The sequence below is a fragment of the Desulfolutivibrio sp. genome (assembly GCF_036584575.1).
Taxonomy (GTDB): Bacteria; Desulfobacterota; Desulfovibrionia; order Desulfovibrionales; family Desulfovibrionaceae; genus Desulfolutivibrio.
Genome location: NZ_JAZHDB010000219.1, coordinates 1 through 26,527, shown reverse-complemented (window position 1 = coordinate 26,527; position 26,527 = coordinate 1). Strand labels below are relative to the sequence as shown.

Annotated in this window: 30 protein-coding genes; 20 read left to right on the top strand and 10 right to left on the bottom strand. The window is 56.8% G+C overall.

Annotated elements, in window-relative coordinates:
- Positions 1–104 precede the first annotated feature (104 nt).
- A complete protein-coding gene (locus V3572_RS16305; protein ID WP_332112087.1) occupies positions 105–809 on the bottom strand; it encodes a CerR family C-terminal domain-containing protein in 705 nt (234 codons plus the stop codon).
- 216 nt (positions 810–1,025) lie between these two features.
- Here V3572_RS16305 and thiC point away from each other — a divergent pair, with 216 nt between their 5' ends.
- Together thiC and gpmA are read left to right on the top strand one after the other, a co-directional pair.
- On the top strand, positions 1,026–2,339 hold the full coding sequence (gene thiC, locus V3572_RS16300; RefSeq protein ID WP_332112086.1) for a phosphomethylpyrimidine synthase ThiC: 1,314 nt from the start codon (positions 1,026–1,028) through the stop codon (positions 2,337–2,339).
- Positions 2,340–2,396: 57 nt separating this feature from the next.
- Positions 2,397–3,149 (top strand): 2,3-diphosphoglycerate-dependent phosphoglycerate mutase, encoded by a 753-nt coding sequence (gene gpmA, locus V3572_RS16295; protein WP_332112085.1) that lies wholly within the window; start codon positions 2,397–2,399, stop codon positions 3,147–3,149.
- A gap of 131 nt (positions 3,150–3,280) precedes the next feature.
- Here the strand turns inward: gpmA and V3572_RS16290 are convergent, their stop codons facing one another.
- Positions 3,281–4,330, bottom strand: coding sequence for a tyrosine-type recombinase/integrase (locus V3572_RS16290; RefSeq protein ID WP_332112084.1), 1,050 nt, complete (start codon positions 4,328–4,330; stop codon positions 3,281–3,283).
- Positions 4,331–4,808: 478 nt separating this feature from the next.
- On the opposite strand from V3572_RS16290, the gene V3572_RS16285 reads away from it, so the two are divergent.
- The 18 genes from V3572_RS16285 (at position 4,809) to V3572_RS16200 (ending at position 18,945) form a co-directional block, all read left to right on the top strand.
- Positions 4,809–6,974, top strand: a complete 2,166-nt coding sequence (locus V3572_RS16285; RefSeq protein WP_332112083.1) for an AAA family ATPase — start codon at positions 4,809–4,811, stop codon at positions 6,972–6,974.
- A gap of 325 nt (positions 6,975–7,299) precedes the next feature.
- Positions 7,300–7,602, top strand: a complete 303-nt coding sequence (locus V3572_RS16280; RefSeq protein WP_332112082.1) for a hypothetical protein — start codon at positions 7,300–7,302, stop codon at positions 7,600–7,602.
- Positions 7,599–7,754: a hypothetical protein gene (locus V3572_RS16275; RefSeq protein ID WP_332112081.1), complete on the top strand. Its 156-nt coding sequence runs from the start codon at positions 7,599–7,601 to the stop codon at positions 7,752–7,754. Before V3572_RS16280 ends, V3572_RS16275 begins: the two co-directional genes overlap by 4 nt.
- A gap of 53 nt (positions 7,755–7,807) precedes the next feature.
- Positions 7,808–8,194 (top strand): hypothetical protein, encoded by a 387-nt coding sequence (locus V3572_RS16270; RefSeq protein ID WP_332112080.1) that lies wholly within the window; start codon positions 7,808–7,810, stop codon positions 8,192–8,194.
- Positions 8,195–8,332: 138 nt separating this feature from the next.
- Positions 8,333–8,572 (top strand): hypothetical protein, encoded by a 240-nt coding sequence (locus V3572_RS16265; RefSeq protein WP_332112079.1) that lies wholly within the window; start codon positions 8,333–8,335, stop codon positions 8,570–8,572.
- A gap of 680 nt (positions 8,573–9,252) precedes the next feature.
- Positions 9,253–9,606 carry a hypothetical protein gene (locus V3572_RS16260; RefSeq protein WP_332112078.1) on the top strand — a complete coding sequence of 118 codons (354 nt, stop codon included), beginning with the start codon at positions 9,253–9,255 and terminating at the stop codon, positions 9,604–9,606.
- Positions 9,599–11,260 carry a hypothetical protein gene (locus V3572_RS16255; RefSeq protein WP_332112077.1) on the top strand — a complete coding sequence of 554 codons (1,662 nt, stop codon included), beginning with the start codon at positions 9,599–9,601 and terminating at the stop codon, positions 11,258–11,260. The genes V3572_RS16260 and V3572_RS16255 overlap by 8 nt, the downstream gene beginning before the upstream one ends.
- A 36-nt stretch (positions 11,261–11,296) precedes the next feature.
- Positions 11,297–12,580 (top strand): phage portal protein, encoded by a 1,284-nt coding sequence (locus V3572_RS16250; RefSeq protein ID WP_332112076.1) that lies wholly within the window; start codon positions 11,297–11,299, stop codon positions 12,578–12,580.
- A complete protein-coding gene (locus V3572_RS16245) occupies positions 12,580–13,014 on the top strand; it encodes a hypothetical protein (RefSeq protein ID WP_332112075.1) in 435 nt (144 codons plus the stop codon). The genes V3572_RS16250 and V3572_RS16245 overlap by 1 nt, the downstream gene beginning before the upstream one ends.
- A 33-nt stretch (positions 13,015–13,047) precedes the next feature.
- The gene (locus V3572_RS16240; protein ID WP_332112074.1) at positions 13,048–13,446 is read left to right on the top strand and encodes a hypothetical protein; all 399 of its coding nucleotides are present in this window, start codon (positions 13,048–13,050) and stop codon (positions 13,444–13,446) included.
- 12 nt (positions 13,447–13,458) lie between these two features.
- Positions 13,459–14,379, top strand: a complete 921-nt coding sequence (locus V3572_RS16235) for a major capsid protein (protein WP_332112072.1) — start codon at positions 13,459–13,461, stop codon at positions 14,377–14,379.
- 279 nt (positions 14,380–14,658) lie between these two features.
- Positions 14,659–15,606, top strand: a complete 948-nt coding sequence (locus V3572_RS16230) for a phage tail tube protein (protein ID WP_332112071.1) — start codon at positions 14,659–14,661, stop codon at positions 15,604–15,606.
- Positions 15,607–15,679: 73 nt separating this feature from the next.
- Complete coding sequence (locus V3572_RS16225; RefSeq protein WP_332112070.1) at positions 15,680–16,084, top strand: phage tail terminator-like protein; 405 nt, start codon at positions 15,680–15,682, stop codon at positions 16,082–16,084.
- A gap of 6 nt (positions 16,085–16,090) precedes the next feature.
- The gene (locus tag V3572_RS16220; RefSeq protein WP_332112069.1) at positions 16,091–16,444 is read left to right on the top strand and encodes a hypothetical protein; all 354 of its coding nucleotides are present in this window, start codon (positions 16,091–16,093) and stop codon (positions 16,442–16,444) included.
- Positions 16,417–17,178: a minor capsid protein gene (locus tag V3572_RS16215; protein ID WP_332112068.1), complete on the top strand. Its 762-nt coding sequence runs from the start codon at positions 16,417–16,419 to the stop codon at positions 17,176–17,178. The genes V3572_RS16220 and V3572_RS16215 overlap by 28 nt, the downstream gene beginning before the upstream one ends.
- Before the next feature lie 18 nt (positions 17,179–17,196).
- Positions 17,197–17,586, top strand: coding sequence for a hypothetical protein (locus tag V3572_RS16210; protein WP_332112067.1), 390 nt, complete (start codon positions 17,197–17,199; stop codon positions 17,584–17,586).
- Positions 17,587–17,591: 5 nt separating this feature from the next.
- A complete protein-coding gene (locus V3572_RS16205) occupies positions 17,592–18,392 on the top strand; it encodes a sigma-70 region 4 domain-containing protein (protein WP_332112066.1) in 801 nt (266 codons plus the stop codon).
- Between the two features lie 187 nt (positions 18,393–18,579).
- Complete coding sequence (locus V3572_RS16200) at positions 18,580–18,945, top strand: hypothetical protein (protein ID WP_332112065.1); 366 nt, start codon at positions 18,580–18,582, stop codon at positions 18,943–18,945.
- A gap of 529 nt (positions 18,946–19,474) precedes the next feature.
- Here the strand turns inward: V3572_RS16200 and V3572_RS16195 are convergent.
- From V3572_RS16195 to V3572_RS16160, 8 genes are all read right to left on the bottom strand, one after another.
- Complete coding sequence (locus V3572_RS16195) at positions 19,475–19,648, bottom strand: hypothetical protein (protein WP_332112064.1); 174 nt, start codon at positions 19,646–19,648, stop codon at positions 19,475–19,477.
- 226 nt (positions 19,649–19,874) lie between these two features.
- On the bottom strand, positions 19,875–20,306 hold the full coding sequence (locus tag V3572_RS16190; RefSeq protein WP_332112063.1) for a hypothetical protein: 432 nt from the start codon (positions 20,304–20,306) through the stop codon (positions 19,875–19,877).
- A gap of 167 nt (positions 20,307–20,473) precedes the next feature.
- Positions 20,474–20,911, bottom strand: coding sequence for an RrF2 family transcriptional regulator (locus V3572_RS16185; RefSeq protein ID WP_332112062.1), 438 nt, complete (start codon positions 20,909–20,911; stop codon positions 20,474–20,476).
- Between the two features lie 122 nt (positions 20,912–21,033).
- Positions 21,034–21,237, bottom strand: coding sequence for a hypothetical protein (locus V3572_RS16180; RefSeq protein WP_332112061.1), 204 nt, complete (start codon positions 21,235–21,237; stop codon positions 21,034–21,036).
- Between the two features lie 158 nt (positions 21,238–21,395).
- Positions 21,396–22,457 (bottom strand): tRNA-specific 2-thiouridylase, encoded by a 1,062-nt coding sequence (locus tag V3572_RS16175; protein ID WP_332112060.1) that lies wholly within the window; start codon positions 22,455–22,457, stop codon positions 21,396–21,398.
- A gap of 10 nt (positions 22,458–22,467) precedes the next feature.
- Positions 22,468–23,946 carry an Asp-tRNA(Asn)/Glu-tRNA(Gln) amidotransferase subunit GatA gene (gene gatA, locus V3572_RS16170; RefSeq protein WP_332112059.1) on the bottom strand — a complete coding sequence of 493 codons (1,479 nt, stop codon included), beginning with the start codon at positions 23,944–23,946 and terminating at the stop codon, positions 22,468–22,470.
- A 12-nt stretch (positions 23,947–23,958) separates the two neighbouring features.
- Complete coding sequence (gatC, locus tag V3572_RS16165) at positions 23,959–24,243, bottom strand: Asp-tRNA(Asn)/Glu-tRNA(Gln) amidotransferase subunit GatC (RefSeq protein ID WP_332112058.1); 285 nt, start codon at positions 24,241–24,243, stop codon at positions 23,959–23,961.
- A gap of 26 nt (positions 24,244–24,269) precedes the next feature.
- A complete protein-coding gene (locus V3572_RS16160; protein ID WP_332112057.1) occupies positions 24,270–26,477 on the bottom strand; it encodes a hypothetical protein in 2,208 nt (735 codons plus the stop codon).
- Between the last annotated feature and the right edge of the window lie 50 nt (positions 26,478–26,527).

Below are 26,527 nucleotides of genomic sequence, written 5' to 3'. Positions count from 1 at the left end.
ATGCCCCGCAGGACGGGGGACCGAAACAACAAAGCGCCGCGTATCCGGGCGCGCGAATTTTTGGCGCGTGTCGACAAGAGGCTTCTCCGGGGTGGTTTTGGTTGTTACTGCCGCACGTGGTTTTCGGAATGGGACGGGACGGCATGCCCCGCATCGGCCTCGAATCCTCCGTCCTGCCGGTCATGGTAATGGGCCATGCCCGCCAGGGAGAAACGGACGATATGCTCCGCCAGACGGGAAATGCCGGGTTCGTCGTAGGTCAGGTCGGGAAAAATCCGGGTCAGGATGGGACGCGCAACGGCATAGTTGCGGCACTGGCCCACAATGCTCTGCACGCACAGGGCGGCCAAGGCCGGATCGGCCCCGGGACCGAGGATGTCGCAGACGATCTCGCGCAGTTTTTCCACCCGGGGCATGATGGAGCGGTCCACGAATCGTCCCAGCATGGGCGTGGGCTCGGACAGCTCCCTGGCCATGAGCGCGCTGTGCCAGGAATTCTCCCCCTTGCAGAGCATGCGCAAAAGCAAAGCCCGGACATAGGCCAAAAGGCGCTCCCGGGGATGGCTTGCCTCCGACAGGCCCGTATCGATGGGATAGCGGCGCAGGGCCTCTTCGTGGGCATGGCGCAACACGGCGTCGTAGAGCCGCTCCTTGCTGCCGAAATGGTAATGCACGGCGGCCACGTTGGCTTTGGCCTTGCGGCAGATATCCCGGATGGTGGCGGCTTGGTAGCCCTTCTTCGAAAAAATGTCCCCTGCCGCGTGCAGGAGCCGAATCCGCGTTTCTTCGCCGTTGCCGCTGTCGCTCATGCCGCCACCTCCGTCAAACAAATGTTTGAAACGTATGTTTAGAGACTGGCGCCCGTGCTGTCAACACATCCCTTCCGGCCGGGAGGCACGAAAACCGCCGCAGCCGCGCCTTTTTGGCTCCAACCGGCTCCAAGCGCACGCAACCCCTTTGAGCTTCATTTCCGGACGTGCTAGGAACCGAGCAAGGAACACCTCAGCCAAAAGGAACATACACCCATGGGCATTCTCGGCAAAAACACGACGCTTTCCCAACTCCTTGCAACCCATGCCGCCGCACTGGCCACAGCGGAACGCCTCGACGTCGCCGCCCTGACCGGCGGCATCGACGCCGGGCGCATGGCGCTTCTGGCCAACCCGGCCCATTTAAGCGTCATCCCCACCGTGGTAGGACAGCCCGCCACGATCAAAGTCAACGCCAATATCGGCACCTCGGTTTTGATCAACGACGTCAAGATGGAGATGCAAAAACTCCGGCTGGCCCAAAAGGCCGGGGCGCATACGGTCATGGACCTGTCCACGGCCGGCGACCTGCACGCCATCCGCAAGGAGATCATCGCCGCCTCGGAACTGCCCGTAGGCACGGTGCCGCTGTATGGGCTGGCCCAAAAATACGTGGCCCGGGGCCAAGACCCCAGCGACTTTTCCGTGGAGGAATTCCTGGAGGAAATCGCCCGCCAGGCCGAAGAAGGCGTGGATTTCATGACCCTGCACTGCGGGGTCACTGCCCGGGGCGCGGCCATGGCCCAGGGAGGCCGCCGGGTGCTGGGGATCGTGTCCCGGGGCGGCTCCATCCTGGCCCGGTGGATGAAACGCCGCAACGCCGAAAATCCGCTTTTGGAACGCTTTGATGACGTGCTCGACATCTGCCTGCGGCACAACGTGACCATAAGCCTGGGTGACGGGCTGCGGCCCGGGGCCGGGGCCGACGCCGGGGACGGAGCCCAGTGGGAAGAGGTGGTCACCCTGGGCGAACTGACGCTTCGGGCCTGGGAACGCGGGGTGCAGATCATGATCGAAGGCCCGGGACATGTGCCGTTGCACCTTGTCCAGTCCCAGATCGAGGGCATCAAGCGCCTGACCCACTATGCCCCGCTCTACGTCCTGGGGCCTCTGACCACGGACTGCGCCCCGGGCTACGACCATATCGCCGGGGCCATCGGCGGGGCCTTGGCCGCCACCTACGGCGCGGATTTCCTGTGCTACCTGACCCCGGCCGAACACCTGACCCTGCCCGGCCCCGAAGACGTGTGGGCCGGGGTCAAGGCCAGCCTGGTGGCCGCCCAAAGCGCCGAAACGGCCCTGGGCCGACCCCACGCCGTGGCCCGCGACCGGGCCATTTCCGAGGCCCGGGCCAAACTCGACTGGGACGCCATGGCCCAGGTGGCCATCGATCCCGATTTGCTGCGCAAACGCCGGGAACACCACCGCGACGAACGCGAATGCGCCATGTGCGGCACGTTCTGCGCCATCCGCATGGTCACCGGCATCGACGACGCGCCCGTGCCCGCACGGGGCGGTAAGAAAGGCTAGAGGCGGCCTCCGGCGGCCAGGGGGGGGTGCGGGGCGGCAGCCCCGGAAGGAGGCGGTATGCATACGCTGGTGCTCTTGCGGCATGGACAGAGCCAGTGGAATCTGGAGAACCGGTTCACGGGCTGGACGGACGTGGGGTTGACGCCTCAGGGCGAGGCCGAGGCGGCAAGCGCGGCGAGGCTGCTTGCCGACGGGGGCTATGATTTCGACGCCTGTCTGACGTCGGTGTTGAAGCGGGCGATAAAGACGCTGGACATCGTGCTGGAGGGCATGGACCGCATGTGGCTGCCGGTGGCGAAGTCCTGGCGCTTGAACGAGCGGCATTACGGGGCGCTGCAGGGACTCGACAAGGCCGAGATGACCGAGAAATTCGGCGAGGCCCAGGTCTTTTCCTGGCGGCGCAGCTATGACGTGCCGCCGCCGGCGCTGACCCCGGACGATCCGCGCCACCCGGGAAAAGACCGGCGGTATGCGGGCCTGACCGAGGCGGAACTGCCCCTGACGGAATGCCTGAAGGATACGGTGGCCCGGGTCATGCCCTACTGGGAGGGCGAGGTGGCCCCGCGCATCCGGGCCGGACAGCGGCTGCTCATCGCGGCCCATGGGAATTCGCTGCGGGCCGTGGTGAAATACTTGGACGGCATAAGCGACGCGGACATCGCGGGCCTGAACATCCCCACAGGCGTACCCCTGGTCTACGAGTTGGACACGGAACTTCGGCCGGTGCGCCACTTCTACCTGGGCGACGCCGAGGCCATCGCCAGAAGCATCCAGGCCGTGGCGGATCAAGCCAAGGTTAAGGGCAAGTAGCCACCCCACCCCTATGGGTAAGGCCTTGAATTACCAGGATTTCAGCTTCCCACAAAAAGCCTAAATTGCCAGAAGACGACACAAAATGACACAAGTTTCCAGAACAACCACCCCACAAACCACCCCACGAGCTAGACGAAAGCGGCGAACTCGTCCGCCAGGGAGTTTAGTGGCTTTTCAACGGGACTTTTCAGAGTGTCCAAGTAGAGGGCCGTGGTTCCAGGCTTCTTGTGACGAAGGACGTGTTGAATCTCAAACAAGCTGGCATTATGCTTGTCCCGAAGGATCGACGCCACATAATGTCTCAAGGGGTGGAAGCTGAAGGGTTTCACCCCCGCTTCTTGGCAGAAGTGAACCAGCATGGAGCGGGTACTCTGTTCCCCCACGAAGATTGACTTCGACCTTAACTTAATCTTTGCAGGGAACACCGCTTCAGGGTGTTTCCGTTCGGCGTAGCGTCTTTTGAGAACGCTTTCGGCTGTTGCGTTCATCGGAAGGTTGTCCCATTCCTCCCCCCCGCCTTGTCTTTTTTTGGTCTTGAGTCGGATTAGCTTCTGCTCGAAGTCCACATCCGCCCAAGTCAACTTGCGTATTTCGTTCCGTCTGGCGGCTGTCGCCAGCATCAACAGAAGAAAGTCCTTCCCCCACCCCGTAGCTACGGACAGAACCTTGTCGATATCTTCCTTCGGCGGGATGTACGGAATGTATTGTGCTTCAGGCAATCTGGGAATCTTGAACGGGTTGGACGACACTAACCCCGTGTTCGTCGTGTGCCAGTTCCACAGTGTTTTGAGGTCACGGACGTACCGATTCAACGTGACCGGCGGGTGGGTCTTCAAAAAGTGCTTCTGGAACGCCAACGCTGTTTCCCTTGTGATGCCCTCCACAGGTCGATCCACCCCCAAAAAATCATAGAGAGCCTGGATGTGTGCTGACTTGTAATGAATCGTCCTCTGATCCAACCTCTCCGCTTCCGCTTCGAGGTATTGCTTCACGAACGTGGACAGGTGGAGAACCTTCGCCCGTTTCTCTTCGGCTTCCAGTGACTTACGCTCTTCTGCAATCCAAGAGTTGGCGTCCTTCTGGGTTCGGAAGCCTCTCCGCTTGTAGCGTTGCCCTAAGAACTCAAAAACCGCCCGATACTTCCGGCCCTCTTTCGTTTCATACCGTTCAACACTCATGGCTTGCCCTCCCCCCCGCTTTGCTCGGGTTCGGGTTCTGGTAGTCGGGTCACCCAGACATCTAGCCAATTAGACATGCTACGGCGATCCGCCCTTGCCAACCGGCGGATTTTCTCAATGGTAACTTCCCGCAAGCGAACGTTGAACATTTTCGAAGGTGCTTTCTCGTACACTGGCGTTCCCTCCCGCTAGAGATTTCAACAAAAAAGATATTGTTTGTAAAGCACTCTCCCAGGTTTTACGGGCCAAAGTCGGTGATGGATTCACAAAACAAGCCTGAAGTCAACACTTTTTTCTTGACATTTCTAGGAAGTTGTGGCACTATTCTTTCCTCAAAATCAACTGCAATTTAAAGTCGAGCGGGTTTTGCAATTGATTGCAAAAACGCAGACGGGAGAGTTTTGCCCTAAATTTGACAGTCTGGGCGCAATTTTTACTATAGTGTTGTCTACAATAACTGCTAAAGAGGTGAAACAAAGTGACAAAGAGAGACTTTTTAGAGTTACTAGCCCAACCAGGGCCAGAAACGCAGTACGCCGCCAGGGGGAAGGATGGTCGCATCCTTCCCGCCACAACCGTGAATGAGGCGGTGGAAGCCCTTGGGACGCTTAACTTGGGGCAAGACGTGTGGCTTTCACTCAATCCACGGGTGGCGGGTGCTGTTGATAGCAAGCATGTAGGCAAGGTGGATCAAGTCGCCCTGGTCAATGGCTTCGCGGGTGACGTGGATTTCGGGCGGGATGGGCACAAAGCCGAAGACCACCCCCCCACCGCAGAAGACGCCCTAGCGGTCATCAACGCCGTGGGGATCGAACCCACGATGATCGTCCATACCGGGGGCGGGTTCATGCCACTGGTGCTGCTTGAGAGTCCTTATGCAATTAATTGCGAAGGGGATCGTGACCGCTTGAACAACCTGTGCCGCCGCTTTGCTAACGCCTACAGGGACAAGGGCAAAGATCAGGGTTGGCGGGTGGACGGATCGAAGTCCATCGCACAGTTGATCCGGGTTCCTGGCACAGTGAATCTGAAGGTTCCGGGGCAGGAAAGGCCCGTCTCGATCCACTCAAATTCTGGACGGCGGTATACGTTAGAGGAATTGGAAGCCCTGCTTCCCGCCGAGGCCGTGGTGGAAGCCACCCCCCGCGAAGCGTTCACGGGGAACATCCCACAGGGGACGGACGCTAGAGATTTGCTGGAACTGCCTTGTATCAAGAACGCCGTTGACAATTCTTGGCATCTTCCCCGCGACGAATGGCTAATCGCCGGACGGGCGTTGTGCCATTGCGACAATGGCCCGGAGGTCTTCCGCGACATATCCCGCGACTACAGTGATTACAACGCAGAAGTCGTGAACGCCCAGATTCGGGACATTCGGGAGAACATGAGGCCCCCCCTCTGTTCGTCGATTTATCGAGAATTTCGCGGGGAGTTCTGCGAGGACTGCCCGCACTTCGAGCGGATCACGTTGATGACGGGGCAATCGGAGATCAACTTCCGGCTAAACAGTCCTATCACTTTGGCGATCCGTAAAGTTTACGAAAGAGAAGAACAGAAACAGACCGAAGGCAGTCGCCCAAGACTTGTGAGCGCGAGGACTGTCCGCACAAGGCCACTAGAGATGCGGCCCCCACCACTCATACCAGCCTTGAAGTGGAACAAGGGCGCGACACTGATGATTTCAGGCGAAACGGGCGTTGGCAAGTCTTTCTATGCTTTGGAACTGGCCTATGCGTTGGCCTCCGGAACAGACTTCCTGGGGTTACCAGTCAGCGGGCCACAAAAAGTCGTCATCATACAATCTGAAAACGACGCGGAAACCATGCGGGAGCGCATGGAATCCCGCATTGCGGCAAAGGGTGGAAACGAAGACAATCTGTGGCTGGTCGAAGAGGGACAGTACGCCAGCTACAGCGGCACGCTTGTGGATCACAACGGGAAGCCAACCAACAACACAAGCAAACTTGCCGAAACGCTGAAAGAAACCTCACCGGACGTGATAATCGTTGACCCCCTTTCAGACTTCCATACGGCAAAGGAGAATGACGCCATCATGGGCGTTGTCATCAAAGAAATACAAAGCGTGGCCCGTGCGGTGGGTGGTGCGGGACTCGTCATCATCCACCACCACGGGAAGCCGGGGAAGCCGGGGGAAGGACACACGGGAAAGCATGCCATGCGCGGATCGTCTGGCATCGCAGCGAAGGCGGCAGTCATCATGACCGTGAAGCAAACAAAGACGCAAGATGAGGTGGAGACTGTAAAAAAACGCGGTGGGCCAATATCAGAGCTAGAGCGCATTATCTATTGTGAAAAGCGGGATGGTTGTGTTTGGCGGACCTGTCAGCGTCACGCCATAAGCTCCACGGACGTTCGGCATGTCTGCGACACTGTTGGACAGATACAAGGGAAAGGATGCTTTGTCGCCATGATACGGGAACGAGAAGATTTAAAGGCCCGATTCGAGAATGGGGTTGTGCCAGAGCAAACAGCGGAAAAGGCTATTAAAAGGGCACTCGAAGACGGACTTATCATCGTCGAAACGGTGGGACGTGAGAAACTCTACAGGCTACCGGAAGACCAACAGAGGCCGGGTGGCATGGAAACAGCGGGCGGGACACCCCAATCCCCCCTACTGCAATGAAAACACCCCCATACCTCCATACCTCCACGTGGACCTATCAGGGGGTGGAGCTATTAAAACCCGCACCAATGGCCGAAATAATAGCGACACAGGAACACCCCCACCTAGAGGGGGTGGAGGTATCTAAACCATTGAAAACAAAGGAGAAGTCAATACCTCCACACCCCTATATAATACCTCTTTGGGGTGGAGGTATTTCTTGCAGGGGAGAGGCTTGAGGTTTTTGATTGTTGAAGGTGTTTCCCCCGATCAATCTGTAACTGCAAAAAGGCCAACCCACTTTTGCAATTGACTGCAAAAACCTAGAAAAATCGGGATGGAAAACATGGAAAAACGCAACAGTAACGCAAAACAACAAAAACAACTTGACAAAAATTCAAAAAGGAGTATCATTATGACCATGCAGTTGATCGAACCTGACTACGAAAAAGACCGCACAAAACACTTTCAAGACGCGCTAAAGCGTACTGGTGGGGAGGTTACCTATCACATTGAGCTTTTTCTAGACCCAAGAAAGGAAAGAGAGCTTATTAAAGAAACCTATCACGCAATAATGGGGGAGGATGCACCGTGGAAAGACCGTTGGTTACGCACGTCACCGGCCATGACAATGCCCTTAGAATCGTGACCATGACGTTTCAGGTGGTGGGGGAAGAAATCGCCAACCCGGAAGTAAGACGTTTTTTCCAGGAGTTGGGTGTGGACTTGGACGACTACAGACCCCTGCCCACCACCACCCCACAGGAACTTATGGCGGGAGGGAAGCCCATGAAGCAGTGAAAATGGCAGTGGATTTGATGTAAAACCTATAACACCTCAAAGGAGGAGCGTTCATGGACTTTAGGGAAGAAATTCAAGAAGCGTCTTACGGCGATTGTGACAAGCTGATTTTGGACCAAACATCTTTCATCGAGATTCATTCAGACATTATTGATGAATTGGTTGCAACGTTTAACAAGAAAACGTGGGAAGTGTCCTTCAACTTGACTTTTGATGAGTGGTGGAAGGAGCGGGACAGCTTTTTCGGCTTCGAGGTTTTCGAGTCGGAGTATGGGCTTACACCGGAAAAGACCGAGTACATCAAAAAGCATCTGTATCATTCCTTGAAGTCGGATGCTCGCGTGAAACTTCAAATACAATTAGAGAGGCGCGCCAGGAAGCGGAAGGCGGGCCTTTGCGGGGTGGTCCTGCCCTTCAAAAAGCTATTCGCAACGGCATAACCCCTACCAATAACTGGGTATAATCCGGGGAGGCGACACCATGAAACCTAAACAGCCTCCAAACAAACTTAGGCGGGAAGTACGCACCAGTAACATTTAACCAAAGCCACCCTGCTACAAAAAAAGGAGCTTGTTTATATGTGGATAGATGAGAAGTTTCACGAGGCCATTGATGTTGCTGTTTCTGTTGGCTTTGACCTGCAATCAATTGCAGATAAGCGTCAGGCTTGTGATGCTTTATATGATTATATTCAAAGAGAAATCAAAAATCGCTCTTTGTTTGATGAATATGATTTTTCAGTTGAAGAATGGCATAGCTCGTACGGTCTTTTGAAGCACACTGTAGGTTTTAGTAGAAACCTACGCGCACCATCTTAAAATAGGTAGCTGAACATGACGCCGAACAGAAGGGCGCACACGAGGGCGGGGACCAACCCCGCCCTTTTTCATGTCCCAAAACCATACCCCAAAACCACACCATAAAACTTGGAAATAGCGTCGTTGTGTCCTTATGTAGCCCTTCCATTCTAATTGATAGTTATTATCAACTAATAATCATTCTCAACAACTACCCACCTCACCCTCTCTAGTTGATAAAGCTTCTCAACAAACACCGTGCCACTCTTCCCTCATTGCATCATCTCCACCACCTGACCATACCATCCCCATCGATCCCTTGTATCACCTTGGCATGATCCCTGCATAAGCAATGTTGCTACGATATAACTCGAAAGTAACACCCTATGCCATTGCTCTTGTTTATGCACAAGCCATGCCATCCTATCTAGTTGTATTCCTGTTGCTTATTTCAAAGTTGTCATAATGGTTATTACGAGTCATTCAAAAGCCTTACTTCAAGCGGCTTTTTGGCTGTTATTTTTATCAAAGCATTATGGGACAGCACTTTTCTATCTCTTTTTTTCACTTTTTTTGTCTGGCCTGATTCTTCCATAATTATATTTTCAAGTCAACACACTGTCCGTGGGAACCGAGAAGGTACATATAAGGTACTACCATGAAGGACATACACTTCTCCGTATGTATAGGACAACACACAAATGCCACGCGGACTGCACCAGAAATCCCTTCGGAACGCCGAAACACTAGAAGCAAAGCAGAAGATTCTGCTGGCGAAGTACCGTCATGACCTCAAGATGGCGGGAAGAACGCTATGTGAAGCCGATAAGGCTTCCTTGGGGCGTCTTGTTGCATTACAGCTACTTCTAGAAAGCTTGGATGAGAAACGTCTTGCTGGTCACCCTGTTGACGATACGTCTTACTTCCGCTTTATCCGTGAGTTTCAACGCCTCATGAAAAGGTTGTTTCCTCCCCAGACCACCACCAAGGCCAGCACGAAGACCACCCCCGCCTCTAGCGGCATCGATCCTTGGGAGGCTGTAGCCAATGGCTAAGCAATCCCCAAAGGACAAGGCTCTGGCTAGGTGGGGAAAGCCTGGGTTTGAGGGGTTCCAAGCGTGGTTTCAGGACATCCAACCCCACACCCTCCATTCTGACAGGAAGTACCGCCCCCTGGTCCTTCTCCCTTGGCAGGTGGATATCCTCAAAGAAGCCCTTGCCGTTGATTGCGAAGGGCATTTCACACATTCCCTGTCCCTTTTGACCGCCCCTAGACGGCATAGCAAGTCCACCCTCTGGTTGATGATCTGCCTCTGGGTTGTCTGCTCTAAGCCGAATAGCAATGTGTTCATGTATCCAAGCACTCTTGAACATGGCCGTAGAACGCAGTTGAAGCCCCTCCACAACGTTATTAACAACACCCCCAAGCTGAACGCATTGCTTGGGGATTCCTTGCTTGCTGCTGGTATGTCCTTCGCTGACAATGGTTCTAGTATCATGCTGGTCACCCCAAGCTTTAACTCTGCGTTTGGTGACAAGTGTTCCCTCTTGTGGGTCAGTGACCTTCACAGTCACGAAGACCTTGCCGGTTTCAATGCGTTTCAAGCCTCTTTACTGGACACCGAGGATTCCTTGATCCTGGTGGATTCCAACCCGGACCAGGACGGCGGACCAGTACACGCCCTTGAGGTTGAAGCACAGTCCAACCCCCGTATCTTCGTCTATAAGAAGGAATACAACGACCTTTCGGACTTCAACGCCAACGCTCCCGAGTGGATTGATAGGGAGAAGGTTAGACGTTTACAGGCTACCACCCTGGAACACGAGTTCCTTCGGGACATCCTTGGTAAGCGTGGTTCGGGGAAGTACAGTCTCTTTCCCAAAGAGTATATCGATAAATGCCAATCGGATTACTCTCTTCCCATGTCGAAAGAGATGTTCGAAGACCTTACAAAAGGCCGGGAGTTTATTGTTACTTCTGGAATTGATAGGGCTAAACGTCTTTTTGGTGGGGATGGAACCATTGTTACAACGATCCTCAAGACCGCCCGACCCGATGGCGAGTCGGTCCTCTACATTTGCAATCAAACTGAAGTCATCCCCAACGAACTTAGCTACGTCAAGAAAGCCATCCTGAACGACGTTGAACGCTACAAGCCGAAGAACATTGTGCTTGAAGATTACGAAACGCAGGACTTGAGGGCTTTCCTAGATCACCAGAAGATTCCTTCTGAATACGTCGCTGCTCACAATAAGAATCAAAATACGGCTTTCCTAGACCTCCACAGGCACTTCAAAGAAGAGCGGGTGGCCCTCCCGCTTTCCGATGAACTGGTAAAAGAGCTTACAACCTTCGCTTATGCAGAAGGAACTGCCGGTAAGTATAGTTTTGGTTCGATCAACAAACGCAAATTCAAGGATGATAGAATCTATTCCTTGGCTTGGGCGTTGTTCGCTTCTCGTAAAGCTGTCCTCTCTCTCTACAAGCTAGGTAACATTGTCTGCACTAACAAGCGGCCAACCCGCTCCATGTGCATCCTGTTTGGTGGGGAGGCTATCCTTCCATGCAACACAGAATGTCAAGCCTTCCACTTGCTGAAAGAACAGCATAAGCACTTCTCCAAGGTCTACATGGAAGACATCAGTCTTTCAACTTTCTTTTCCCAATATGTCAAGCACACTGGTGCTAGAGTGTACCAAGCCGCTTAATCTTCGCAATCAACTGCAAAAAAGTGAACAGTATCTATGAATAGTTTGATCGACGATATCCGCAACAGTCAGTCCACCCGCCAACGCAAGGCGGACCAGGAATTGAGACTAGACTATTTTCAAGACAATCAGCTTGAGAACTTGTGGGCTATCCTGTCCCAAGACTTCAGCAATCCCGAGAAGCTACAGCCCTGCTTTGTCAACATCGTCAAGAAGATCACCAACCTTCGGGCTTGCGTCTACGTTGAAGAAGCCACCCGCAGTGTTGAAGGCAGTGAACAAGATAAAGAGCTTTTCGCAATCATTGCGGAACAGGCGCAACTTGATAACACACTCAAGACTGCTTCCAAGCTGACCAAGTTGCTCAAAACCTGCTTGATTAGGGTGGTCTATCGCAATGGTAGATTAGACTTAGACTTGCTGCCCTCCCACCTCGTGGATGTTTGGGTTGGGGATTCCCCGCGTGACATTGAAAGCGTTTTGGTGACCCACCCCCCGCTCGATGGGCGGGAGGAAAACACCACTTATTCCCACTGGACTGCTACAGAATGGCAGAGGCTTGATTACAGAGGCCGCGTCATCGAAAGCGGTCCAAACCCTTACAAGTGCCTTCCTTTTGTTTCCTTGTGGGACTCCACCCCGCTCAATGACTTTTGGCTTCCGGGTGGGGATGACCTCGTGGCGTTGCAGGAAGCAATCAACAGCAAGCTAGTCGATTTACTCCACACTCTGCGCTTCCAGGCGTTTGCCGTGGGGTGGATCAAGGGCGGGGAAGGCGGCGGGTCCATTCAAGCCGATCCGGGTAGTTTTGTTGAACTGCCGGAAGGCGGAGAACTTGGCTTCGCCCACCCCCAAGCTGCGATTTCAGAGGCCATTGAAGCCATCGACATGCTTCTCAAGTGGGCCGCAGTGTCAAACGGCCTTCCCGCCTCTAGTCTCTCTACGGAACCGACTGACGAATCTGGTATTTCGAAACTAGTCTCTAATTCCGAGCTATCAGAAATGCGGCGGGATGATATCGCCCTTTTCAGGCAGTACGAAAAACAGCTTTTCCACCTTATCCGCATTGTTTGGAATGCTCACAACTCTAAGAGGCTGTCCGACTCTGCTACCATCTCCGTTGATTTTGCTGATCCCAAGCCAGACACAAGCGATACCGACAAGGCCAACGCCTGGAAATCTTTGATGGAACTAGGCGTAATCGGCCCCGTTGATATTGTAATGGAGAGAAATCCCGACATCACGACGCGGGAGGAAGCCCTTGAGTACCTCATGCAAGTGAAAATAGAAAACGACAAACTAGTGGATGGGGTTCTGTAGTGGGCATTGAATACAAAGTTGATATTGCTGGCCTTGGGCCATTCGCTGCTGCTTTTGCGAAGGCCACGAATGAGGCTTTAGGCAAGATGAACACCGTTCGAAAAGAGTTCATCACGGAAATGTCAGACCGTATCGTGGACTCCACACCTGTTGATACAGGCCGTGCCAAGTTCAACAATCAGATTGCCGTGAACACCATCCCACAGTCGGCACTGTTTGGAACTGACAAAGACGGCACAGAAACCAAGCAGAGGAACAAGGCAGAAATCGAAAAATCGGGGATGGAAGACACTGTGCATCTTTACAACCAAGTAACCTACGTTGATGGCCTTGAACACGGCACATCGAAACAGGCACCAAATGGTTTTTACGGCGTGAACATTGGGGATGCTGAATCCATCCTCGATGCAATCGTCGCAAAACATAAGGCATAACTCGCCCACCCAGGCGTTAAAAGGAGCAACAACATGGCAGATGAACAGAACGTGACCTCTGACGACACAGGGGAAGGACAGAACCAGGGATCGAACGAACACGCCAACCCCGGCGATAGTGGGGGGAAGTTCATCCCGAAGAGCCGTTTTGACGAAGTGAACCAGAAGTTCAAGGAAGCGAAGGAAACCCTTCAAGCTGTCGTGGACGAGTTGAAGGCCGACCTTCCCGAAGAAATGCAAGACCTGGTTCCCGACCTCCCCCCCGCCGAAACCATCAAGTGGCTCAGACTCGCCCAAAAAAAGGGAGTCTTTGGCGGGAAGGAAACACCTCAAAGCGGTCCCGATGCAAAAAGGCCGGGTGGAAAGTCCACCCCCGATTTCGACACCATGACCCCCGGAGAACTTATCTCTATGGGTCTGCAACAGCGATAGGAGAAACGAAACATGGCACTTCTGACACTGGCGGAATCCGCCAAATACTACAACAACCCCTTGCAGCGTGGCATCGTGGAAACCTTTGTCCGTTCTAGTGGCGTGTTGCAGTATCTTCCTTTCATGAGTATCAAAGGCAACGCTTTTAAGTACAACGTTGAAGAAACCCTTCCCGGTGTTGGTTTCCGTTCGATTAACGAGGAATACACCCCCGACATCGGCGTTATCAACCCTGTTGTAGAGTCCCTGTTCATTGCTGGTGGTGAAATCAAGATCGATAACGCGCTTATCCGACAACAGGGGGAAGGCGCGGACATCCTCGCCGAACAGATCAGCATGAAGACCAAGGCCCTCGCCCTGGCGATTGAAGATGCTTTTTTTCACGGTGACACTACCGCCGATCCCGAGAAGTTTGACGGTCTCGAAGTCCGCGTGACTGGCGACCAGCTTTTGAAGACCGGGACCACTGCGGGTGGTGCTGCCCTGACCCTGGCAATGCTCGATGAATTGATCGACGCTTGCGACCTCCCCCCCTCCGTCCTGTTTATGAACAAGACGCTCCGCCGCAAGGTGAACGCCCTCATGCGTGCGGCTGGACAGGCCGCGGAAACCGTGACCGGCGTCTTCGGGCAACAGATTCCCGCGTATGCTGGTGTGCCGATTGTCGTAGTGGGCAAGAACAACACGGGCGCGGAAATCCTGGGCTTCACCGAAGCTGACGGACAGTCCACCCCCGCCGCTGCTTCCTGTACTTCCGTTTACGCCGTGTCATTTGGCGGGGAAGGTATCACTGGCTTGCAGTCCGGTCCTATGGACGTTGATGACCAGGGACGCCGGTCTACCTTCCGCCACATCGTTGTGGACTGGGACATGGGCCTCAAGATTGCCCACCCTCGCGCTGTTGCCCGCCTGAAGGCGATTAAGAACGCCTAACCGAATGGGTGCTTTTGATGTTGCCCACCACTGCCCACATTGCGGCAAGCGTTTGCCTTTCAACGGGTATGTGGTGTTGGTTAAGACCCGTTGCCGTGACTGTAAAAACTGGCTTGTGGTAACATCAACAAAATCTATGCTTGAAGAGGATTATCTAAAGCAGAAATAACAAGATGGCATAAGTCGTCTATTTAGAGTGTCCCATGTGGGCCAGAAGTCGGAACATCCCGACTCTGGCCTTTTTTTATTTCAAAAAAACATTGAAAGGAGTAATACATAATGGCAGGACAGTTTGCCGCCGGTAGTTCGGCTGGCTTTCGATACGTTCCAGAGGTGACTTACGGGACCACCCCCGCAACCCCGAGCATGGTTGAACTGCGTTACACCAGTTGTTCCATGCAGTTGACCAAAGACGCTTTCCAGTCCGCTGAACTGCGTTCTGACCGTCAGATTTACGGGTTCAAACAGGGCAACCAGCGTGGCGGTGGTGACGTGGCTTTTGAGTTCTCGTGGAAAGAGTTTGATCCTTTCCTCGAAGCTGCTTGCTTTGGTAAGTGGAATAGCAACGTCCTCAAGGCTTCTTGGGATGCTGAAACCACCCCCGCCAAGTCCAACCCGGTTTCTTCGTTCTCCATTGAGCGTTCGTTCTCGGATATTGGGCAGTATCAGGTCTATAAGGGCGTTATGGTCAACAGCTTTTCGCTGTCCATCAAGCCCAACGCTATGGTCACTGGCTCTTTCAACATGCTTGCCAAAGACGTTATGGCTATGTCTGGTACTCCCCTTGACTCCGAGCCTACCGCTTCGCAGGCCGAACTTCCCTATGACGGTTTCTCTGGAACCATCAAGGAAGGTGGTACTACCATCGGTCTGGTGACGGGTCTTGACATTCAGTTGCAGAACGCCCTTGAGCCTCTGTTCGTTCTAGGCAACCGCAACGCTGCTGGTATTACGGCTGGCCGTTCCAACTTGACGGGTACTGTGTCCGCCTTCTTTCAGGACACCACCATGTTCAACAAGTTCGTGAACGAAACTGTTTCCAGCGTTGAAATCGTGTTGGGCAATGGAACCACCAAGTCTTACACCATTCTGATTCCCCGTTTGGTGTATTCTGGTTCTGACACTGCCGTTTCTGGTGAAGGCCCTATCACTTTGGCGATGCCCTTTCAGGCCCTTTTGGACCCCACCGAACAGACCAACCTCAAAATCAGTAGGACGAATACGTAAATCCAACGCTACATCTAAATGGGGGTGGGATGGGCCACCCCCACAACATTTCGCAATCGACTGCAAAATTACTATGAAACAAGTATCGGATGCCCTCAATACAAGACTTAACACGTTTGCTACAGCACAAGGTCTGCTTGTTGCTTGGCAAAATGCAGACTTTACACCCCCCGAAGGAACCTACCTTAAGCCGTACATGATCCCTGGAAGTCTATTTGCAAAGCATCTAGGAGCGGGTGGGTTGTCGGAACAGCGGGGAATCTACTATGTAAACATCATTTCACCATTGAATATGGGGGTTGGGGATGCTCAAGAACTTGCTGACGCGATTTGTCAACACTTTCCACGAGGCCTTGAATTGTCTCTCGGGGATGGCTTGCTTCCTCTAAGAGTAGTTCAAAGCCATATGGCGATTCAGCGTGAAGAGGAAACGTGCCTCTTCACTCAGATTCAAGTACAATTTTACACTTACAGATAGACTAAAATGCAAACACAACTCAAACAAGCCGTAAAACGGCTATTTCAAGCGGGTGGGTCTGTACAAAAGCAGGTGACCATTACTGCAAAAGCGGGTGGGACGGTGAATCCCTCCACTGGTAAAATGACGGGTGGGACAACGACTACCGTAACCATCCCCGCTTTCCTTCAAGGTTACAAGCAGAAAGACATTGACGGCACTCTTATAAAGACCACTGACCGCAGACTTTTGATGGACAAAGACGACTGTACAGTTGCAATTGTGACGAATGGGAAGATCACGATTGATGGAAAGACGTATAATATTGTAAACATTCGGGAGGTTGCCGGGTTATGTTACTGCTTGCAGATTCGGATTTGATGCACGAAGAGGATGCGCCTATTTACTATGATCCCACTAGGGAGATCGAAGAGGCTTACAATGAGAACAGATCGACTTTCGAAGGGGAATTGCTACCTGTGCTGCTGGCTTTGCTTCACCAGTGGGAAGTGGATCACAAAGCCACCCCGCTTTATGCGAGAACAAAGAAGCTCTTGACGCTTCGAGGTGACCTCCAAAAGTGGATTCTCCACGGTTCAACATATCTTGAAGAAAAGCTGACCGAAGCAAACAACCTTACTCCCCATATGGAAGAACTTCAACGGTTCTACGCGCTGCGTTTTCCTGGGGTGGCCTTCAAGGTTCCAACTGACCCAAAGTTCCCGCTTCTCCTGTTGGACGGCAAGACCGTCAAGGAGTGCTTGACAAAGGCGGGGGAGGGCTTCGCTCAAAGGATCATAAAGCACTATCAGAACGGTGAGAACGTCTATGATGCCGTGATGAAGGCTTGGGATTCTGGGTTGGACTACCAGCACCGTCTTATCAGCACACACTTTCTTTACCGCCAGAGGATTGCCGAGGTTCTTTTCTACAATGCCAACCCAGCCATATTCAAGTATGTAATATTCTCCGCTATCATGGATGGCCGTACAAGCAAGATATGTCGCGGGTTAAACGGGAAGATATACGACATCAACAACCCAAGTATTCCCATACCACCCCTTCACCCACGATGCCGTAGCAGACTTGTGCCTTTCAACAATTTGACAAAGTAAGGGAAATGGTTATTATATATGTTAGTCAATTATCCGACTGAAGCCTATAACAGTTTCGTTAACGTAGAAGATGCAGACGATTTCTTTGCGGACAGACTGAACGCGGAAGCGTGGGACGCTTTTGAAGAGTCAAGAAAAGAAAAACTGCTTATCCGGGGCTTCCGGGTCATCACCAGCTACGTCAACGAGGACGACGTGGCTCTTGTGGACTTGCAGTTTGCACAGATGGAACAAGCCTTGTATGAGTATAGGTTTAGCCCCGACACTTACATTGATCCTGTTTCCTCCGTAACCGTGGATGGACTCAAGGCAGACTTTGCGAAGAACACAGTAGCGCGGTTGGCCCCCGAGGCTGTGTTGCTGCTCAAGCCATATCGGAGGTTAAACACACTTGAAGTTCGGAGGTAAGTACAATGGGAAAGCTGGTCGATAAGGATACTGACTTTAGAATAGATATGAATAACGTCTGCAAGAAATGCCTTAAAAGATCAACATGCGTTGATATGTGTTATCCCGTGAAATGCTTTGTTTCGCATGGTGACCAAGTGAACTTTCAAGAGGTTTCACCCGATAGGTGGGCAGCACACCCTAAAGTCCTTTCCGAGTGTTTTATTAATGGCGTGGGAGACACAGAGCGCGACAGATACGACCCTGTAGGAAATGCGGGGGAGGAACCAGACGAAAGCGGTTACGCTTCAAGTTACTTCAAAGACCTCTTTGACGCAGACAGGGAAGACCTGGAAGGCATCTCCCGCATGGCGAAACACTTCCTCTTATGGGTTCGTCATGACTACGACACTTCTGCCGTTTCCACGTCTTTAGGCGGGAAGGTCACTGCCACCGAAATAGCCACCGACATCATGTACATGCAAGAAAGGTTGCGGAAGGCTTTCCAGACCGCTTGCAGGCAGGAACACCTTGAGAAGGTCTTAAAAAACGAGCTAGCATCCGAGAGTGATAAGGTCTTCGTCCTAAGCGACATGTTCCGATACAAAAGCAGAGAGGTTGCGGACATTCTAGGCATATCCCCCACCCGCGTAGAGAACGTCCTTCAAGCCGCCCGGCGTAAGATCGTTCAAGGCGGAACCCTCTTTGAAGGCATCACGCAGGAACAGAGGGACCAAGTAGCCGCACAGATCGAGAACGAGCGTAACCTTAACACGGAATCAGCGCGGCGTTGTCGTCTCCGCTTGCGGGAAGGCGTAGCCGCTTAACTAAACAACCCTCCCTCCCCCTGAAGCCCTCACTGTGCCTTCCCCACGGTTTAGAGGGCTTCCTTTTTTTTTCGCAGTTGACTGCAAAGTAACTATATTTTATTATTATATTTTATAATATTCTTTTAGTGGCCCTCAATTTTCTAACATTTTGGTAGTAATTTATCGATAATACTGGAGGGAAGGCATGAGAAAGCATTGGTTGATTTTGGGTTGTCTGGTGGGTCTTTTGGGGTTGGCGTCTGTGACGGACAGTTATGCGGGGAGGAAGAAGCCCCCGCAGCCGACGGAAGAAATGTCCGCAGCGGACAAGATCAAAGCAAACCCCACCGTGATCGAGGATGGGGCGAAGTTCCAGCCACCAGACTTGCGAGAGATCGCAGTAACTACCGGGGCTATTATTCGCTTCTACGGGTTCACTTGCAACTCCATCAACACCCTGATTAGGCCGCAGAACGGTGGACTCCAGGTTTGGTGTGATGGCATGGCGCATGTCTATCGTATTCGTGATTACGGTGGGAAGGTTCTCGTTACTCCGGTACTCATGCCTTAAAAAAACAAATGAGGTGGGTGGGATGCGTAAGACATGGGAGCAGGCAGAGCCTTTGATTGATACAGAGATCAGGGGTGTGTGCAGAAGGTTTTGGAATGTAGGCCATCCCACCCAGGAGGGCTGTAGCGGTCATGGCGGGAAGGAAACCAAAAAGGGGTGACCCTGCATCGGGGGAAGGCTACCGAAAACAAAACCACCCCACAAGGCCACCCCTTAAGCCCCATAACTTCGAGCTAAACACCTACCAATCAAAAGTAAAATTGCTTATTCTCTTTAGTGGATCAAGCCAAGGCGAAAAAATAGGACAGGGGAGCATGGCTCCCCCATCCTTTGTTTCCGGCGCAAGACAACCCGATCCGGCCGCAGGAACTGTGCGTGGCACGCGGCCAGCGCGTTGCGCGCGAGGCAGTCCGGGGCACGAAACGGGCTTGCCCCGGCCCTGTCTCGTCAGGGATTGCGCCGTGCGCATTCCCTGACCCACGGACGCCAGCGCCCGCTATGCCTCGCGTCTGGCGCCATATGCGCTTGGTTATTCCTTCTTCTGGTCATCGTGCGACCCTGCATTTCTGTAGCCACGGTAGACCGCCCACCCGGCCAGGAGCAGACTTGCCCCAAACATGCCATAGGCCGCGGAAAAGACATCCTTTTCGTACAAGACGAGAAAGGCGGCAAAGGCTATTGCCGACAACACGACGGTTTTCATGAGCTTTATCCTTTTGCATCCAGCATGACCGTTTTGCGCTGTACAGTCTGGAATCCCGACGAGACCAGCGACCCTGCGCCGCATATGCGGCAAAAGGGCCGTGAGCGTTTGGTCCGGGTTTCACGGATTCGCGCCGACGTCCCTTCAGAACATCCCGGGAAATTCCCAGGCCTGAAGGGAAACACTTACAACGCGTCGCAAAAAACAGGGGGAGCGAAAAAGGAAACTATCCGCAGGCGATGCGGCACAGGGGGGACAGCGTCCGGATACGCGTCCGGAGGAAGGCGTATTCGCCATCCGTGGGAAGATTGCGCTTCCCGGAGAGCGAGATTGGAAGCACCGGGGTCGGCAGGGGCGTAGCGGACAACTGGCCGACAGGAAAAATCGGCGTCTCAGGGACGCCCTGGGGCAGTCGCGAGCCGGGCTCTGCAACGGCCCCATGGACGGCGAACCCGGTTGCCGCCGCGCCTTCGACCTGGAGGGAATCCAGGGAGCCATCCGTGCGCCCCGAAAGCGGCGTCTGCCCCAAAAGGAGGGTCGCCAGCACCAGGAGGAAAACGATGGGCCGCCATTGCGCCGGAAACGAACACCCCGCGAAGGGGGCGGAATGCACGGCGCGTCGGGGGCGCGGGAAACGGCGGGACAGCGGCATGGTCACGGCGCGCGGCTTCCTGGCGGCGAAGCCGTCCGATCCGGCTGCAAGGCGGCAGGTCACGGGGCAATCACAGGCCCTTTGACGGGACAGAGGTGCGGTAAGATCCGGCTGGCGGCCGGGGGGAAGGCCGGGCTGATCGAAAGCCTGGCCGGGCGTGCGGACGTTTCGTCTCAACAACAGGGAAATCCCGTCACCGCTGACTGTCTGGCCAGGTCCAGCATGTCGGCCAGGGTGATGGAGTCGAGTTCGCGAAAGACCGACTGCGTGGCCCGCTCCCAGATACGCCGGGCCACGCAATCCGAAGAGATGGGACAGATCGTCTCGTCGCTGACGCATTCCGTGAGCGCCGGGCGCCCTTCCAGGATGCGCACCACATCGCCGATTTTGATCTCTCCGGGCGGCAGCGCCAGGACATGCCCCCCCTTGGGTCCGCGCTTGCTGTGGATGAACCCGCCCTTTTTGAGCTCCCGGATAAGCTGTTCCAGATACTTCACGGAAATCTTGCGTCGTTCGGCGATATCCTGGATGCGCACGGGGCCGCCGCCGCCGTTGATGGCAATGTCGAGCAGCATGCGCAGTCCGTAGCGACTCCGTGTGGTCAGTTGCATGGAGGGTTCCCCGGGAAAAAGGTGGTCGTCAATTCCGACGACAAAAGTATAATTCCAAAAATCCCGGCGAAGGGCAAGGGACCACAATAAAAAACAATGCCCAGACGGGCGCTTCCCGTCTGTCAGCCCGCCCGACTCACCGCCATGCGGCCGTATCCTTCCCGCCCCAGGGCCGGATTTTCCGCCGCCTCCTGTCCGGGATGGGTGCGGCGCACCTGCACCCCGCGGACCACGATGCAGTTGCTGCACACCACCGCTCCGGCCGACACGACATAAAAATCCATCTTCGAAACGACTTCCCCGCACAACTGGCACATCCGTTTCATGACACGCCTCCCTGTGTTGTTCTTCCCCACAACGCACAGGCGCTTTTCACAATTCGTGCCGGGAAACGCAGGCGGCCGTGGCGCCGCGAGGCCAAACGGCCGTGGCCGCATCAAGGAGGAAGGCCGTGGCCGCTTCCGTGAGAGAGGCCGTGGCCGCGTCAGGCGAGGGAGGCTCCGGCCAGGACCATGCCAAAGGAATCGCGCACCACCAGGGTCTGGCCCGACGCCGGGCGGGGGACCGGGGCGGCGAAGGCCACGTCCAAAACATCCCCGTCCGGGCCCTGGGTGACCGTGACCCGGGCCGGGCGAGGCCGCTGCCGGTAGCAGGTCTGCACCAAAAGGCGCTCGGGCCAGACCGCCGGATCAGCCAGAAAATTGACGCCACGGGCCTGGCAGCCCGTGGTGTCGAGCTCGCCCCGGGGGCCGACCACCAGGGCGTTTTTCGTCTCATCCCGGGCCAGGACGTACAGGGGTTCCCGCCAGGCCACGCCAAGCCCCCGCCGCTGCCCCACGGTATGCCGCCACAGGCCCGCATGTCGGCCCACCTCCCGTCCGTCGGCCAAAAGGATCGGCCCCGGCCCGGAAAGCGCGACCTGGCGGGAAAGCAGAAAGGCCCGATAGTCATCGCCGGGGATGAAACACACCTCCCGGCTCTCGCGCGGAAGAGGCGGCGCAAGGCCGCGCGCGGCCAGTTCGGCGGCCAGGTGGCTCTTGAGGCGCCCGGACAGGGGAAAAACCGTCCGGGCCAGATCATGCGGCGGAACCAGGGCCAGAAAATAGCTCTGGTCGCGGGTGTGGTCCGTGGCCGGGAAAAGCTGCACGCCGCCCTTGGCCAGGACTTCGAGCCGGGCGTAGTGGCCCGTGGCCAGGCGCGTGGCGCCAAGGCTGCGGGTATGTTCGGCCAACACGCCGAATTTCATGTGCGGGTTGCACTGGCTGCACGGATTGGGGGTGTGGCCCGAGGCGAACGCCGCCACAAAGGGGGCGATGACGGCGGCCTCGAAGGCGGCGCGCAGATCGAGATCGAAAAAGGGCAGGCCCATACGGTCGCACAGGGCGGCCAGACCCTGGGCTGCGCGATCCGAATCGTCGGGGAGGCCGTCGTCCCGGCGCGGCAGAAACCGGGCATGCACGGCCATGACCGCATGTCCCGCCTCACGAAGCAGGGCCAGGGCCATGAGGCTGTCTGTGCCGCCGCTTACGGCCACGGCGATGGGCATGGCGCTTTGCTTACACCCCCCTCGGGGCCATGGGCGGCCTGACCGCATCCATCACGGCCTTGGCCGTGCACAGAAGGCGCGTCTCGGCGAAGGCAGGGCCGAAAAACTGGAGCCCCACCGGCATCCCGCTTGCGGCCCCAAGCCCCACAGGGATGGACATGCCCGGCAGGCCCGCCAGGTTGAGCGAGATGGTGAAGATGTCGCTTAAATACATCTGCAAGGGGTCTTCGGTCTTCTCGGCGATACCAAAGGCCGTAAACGGCGAGGTCGGGCCGACGATCACGTCGCAGGAGGCGAAGGCGTCGAGGAAATCCTGACGGATGAGCCGCCGTACCTGGGCCGCCTTGCGGTAATAGGCGTCGTAATATCCGGCCGAAAGCACATACGTGCCGATGACGATGCGCCGCTGCACCTCGGGCCCAAACCCCTTGGCCCGGGACAGTTCGTAGAGCCCGGCCAGATCCGTGGCCGTGGCGTCGCGCAATCCGTAGCGCACCCCGTCGAACCGGGCCAGGTTGGAGCTGGCCTCGGCCATGGCTACGATATAATAGGTGGCCACGGCGTACGGGGTGTGCGGCAACGACACCCGCACCACCTCGGCCCCAAGCCCCCTGGCCGCATCCACGGCCGCCCGGCAGCAGTCCAGAACCTCGGCGTCCACGCCCTGCCCCCAATATTCTTCGGGAAGCCCCAGACGCACCCCCGCCAGGCCGCCCTTTTCCGCCCAGGCGGCAAGGTCCACCTCATAGTCCGGCACGGACCGGGGGGCGCTGGTGGAGTCTTTGGCGTCATGCCCGGCGATGGCCGTGAGCATGGCCGCGCAGTCTTCCACACTGCGGGTCATGGGGCCGATCTGGTCCAGGCTGGAGCCGTAGGCCACCAGCCCGTAGCGCGACACCCGGCCATAGGTGGGCTTTATGCCCACGATGCCGCAAAAAGACGCAGGCTGGCGGATGGAGCCGCCCGTGTCCGTGCCCAGCGCCCCGAAACACTGGCCGGAACTGACGGCGGCGGCCGAGCCGCCGCTGGAGCCGCCGGGAACCTTGGCGGCGTCCCAGGGGTTGGCCGTGGTCTGGTAGGCGGAATTCTCCGTGGACGACCCCATGGCGAACTCGTCCATGTTGGTCTTGCCAAGGATCACCGCCCCGGCCGCCTTGAGCCCGGTCACGGCCGTGGCGTCGTAGAAGGGGACGAAATTTTCCAGGATCTTCGAGCCGCAGGTGGTGGGCAGGCCCTTGGTGCAGATGGCGTCCTTGACCAAAACCGGAACGCCCCACAGACGCTTGCCCGGGTCCGGGCCCGCCGCGTCCAGGCAGGCGGCCTCGGCCAGGGCGGCCTCGGCGGCCAGATGCAGCACGGCATGGAGCGTGGGCTCCGTGGCCTTGATGCGGTCCAGACAGGCCGTGACGGCCGCCGTCGCCGTGATCTCGCCGCAGCGCAGCAGGTCGCGTACGGCGGTCAAAGACAGGGAACACAGATCGTGACTCATGAACGGCATCCTCTAGACGATTTTGGGCACAATGAAAAAACGGCCGTCGGTTTCCGGGGCGTTGTGCAGCACCTCGTCCCGGGAACAGGTGCGCGTCGCCTCGTCGGGCCGGGTGGGCGCGACGTGGGCCACGGGGCCGTAGAGGGGCTCGACGCCCGTGGTGTCCACAGCGGCGAGGGTCTCCATGTACTTCAGGATGTCGCCCATCTGTCCGGCAAAGCGTTCGAGCTTGTCCGCATCCAGGCGCAGTCTGGCCAGGGTGGCGATTTTCGCCGCAAGTTCGGGGGAAACGTCCATGGGTGGCGTGACTCCGTGTCGGTTGATTAGATCGCGGGCTGATGGGCCGGGACGGGCGCCTGGGGAGCGGCCGGGGCCGGGGGGACGAGGGAAGACGGCGCGCCGCCGGGTGAGGAGGTCGCCGGGGCCGGGACGCCTGCCCCTGCGCCGTCCGCACCCTGGCCGTCCGGCAGGGGAGCCAGCCCCATCTGTTCCTCGCGGGACGCGGCATAGGCGTTCTCGGATTCGGGTGCGGCCCCGGGCGCGGCCCCCCGGCTGCGAATGGTGTTGAGGCGTTCGCGAAAGCCCTCGGGGTCCAGGGGTACGGGACCGGCCACGGAGGGCCGGAAAAGGAACATGGACTGATGCACCTGCCCGGTGGCGTCGTAGCTTAGGGGGGCCATGCTCCACTGCATGGAGGCGGCGGACTGGGCCAATCTGGCGCTCACGTCTCCCGGAGACGTCCCAGGCGACAAGGGGCCGACCAGGGCGGCCATGCGGATGAAGTCGTAGCCCAGGGCCACCCAGAAATCCGCCGGTTGCTGGCCTTCGGCGTGCATGACCCGCACCAGCTCCCGGGTGGCCGGGGCCTCGCTGTCCTGCCACCATGCGCCCGGGCACACGGCCAGACGGTAATTTTGAATGTTGATGCTGCTTTTGGTGGCGGCGGCCCGGCTCAGGGCCTCGGTCCACAACTGGGGCCCCATGATGAGCAGATCCTGCACGTTGTTATGGAAAAAATACGGCAGGACGCCGTCCGAACGGTTCCAGTCGTCGGGGATGAACACCGCCCCGAAACCGCCGCCGGCCTCGGCCTGCTGCAACATCTGCTGCACGGCCACGTCCCAGCCCGTAGCGTCGGCGGGATTGTAGATGCTCGTGGCCGTGACCTGTCCGCCAAGCCTGGCCGTCTCCAGGGCGAAGAGTTCGCCCATGGCCTGGCCGTAGCGGTCTTCGGGACGCAGAAGCCCGTAATGGCGGATGCCGAAGGAGCCCAGGGACAGATTGAGCAGGGCGTCGATCTCGTCTTTTGGGCTGCTGAAAAAGCGCCAGGCCTCCACCCCCTCGTGCAGGTTCTCGCCCAGGGTGGGCATGAACACCAAAAAGATCCGGCCGCCCGGGATGCCGCCGGCGCTCTGCAATTCCTGAAGCGAAATCCGGTGCATGGGGCCGCCCACCAGGGTGATCTCCGGCGGCAGGTTTTGCAGCCGGGTCAGCCAGTCGGGCTGGGTGACGTCGATGATCGTGACCTCAATGGGCGTCCCGGCCTGGGTCAGTTCCGCCTGCCCGGCGTGGATGCCCTTGACCACCTTGCCGCCAAATTCCCGGAACTGCCCGCCAAGCGGCAAAAGTACGGCCACGCTTTGCCCGGTCGGGGCCGGGGCGTCGACCCGGCTGGCCGGGGCCAGGGACGAGGCAGCCAGGCTCTCCAGCCCCCGGTTCATGATCCGCTGGGGCAGGGTCTTGTCGGCCAGTTCGCTCATGCGCGAAAGGCGGTCCACCAGTTCCCGCAGCCAGGGCCGCTTGTCAGGCTTGGTCAGGGCGTCGCGCCGGGCGCGTTCCAGGGCGATGAGGTTGTAGGGAAAGGTGTTGAGGATGGCCTCGGAGACCAGGGCGTCACACTTGCTCAGGGCCGGGTCGGGGAGGCTGCCCAGGTTTTTGGCCAGGTACTCCTCCATCTTGCCCAGGGCGGCGGGGTCCGTGCCGCGACGCCGCACCTCGCTTAAAACCTGCACGCCGCGCGCGGCGTCGCCGGTTTTGGCGTAGCGCATAAACAGGTCGATGGCCGCCTCGGCCTGGACCAGCCAGGGCGTCCGGTTCTCCTGGATGAGCCGGGACAGATGTTCCCGGGCGCGATCTTCCTGGCCAAGGCCCGTGAGCGCCTGGGCGTAGCGGTAGTTCCATTCCCAGCCGTTTACGGCAGCCGGATCGGCCGCGCCCCAGGCCTCGATGCCCGACAGGGCGGCCTTGTTGTCGCCCATAAACAGGGCGCTTAGGGCGCTGCGCTTGATGGCCAGAAGCTTTAAGTCCCGGGGCAAGGACCGCTGGGTCATGAGCTGGGAATAGAGATTGCGGCTCTGCTCATGCCGCCCGGCCTGCCAGGCGGCGTCAGCCTCGGCCCAGCGCTGATCCCTGGCGGCCGCCGACGGTTTCCCCGGTTCTTCCGGACCCTGCATGCCGGCGCACCCGGCCAGGGCGACAAGAAGCGACAGGACCGCGATGACGCGAAAAAACGTATGTGTGGGAAATTTCATGACCATTTCGGTGGTTTCGGCTGGCCGCACTGGCGCCGCCGTTTTCGGAA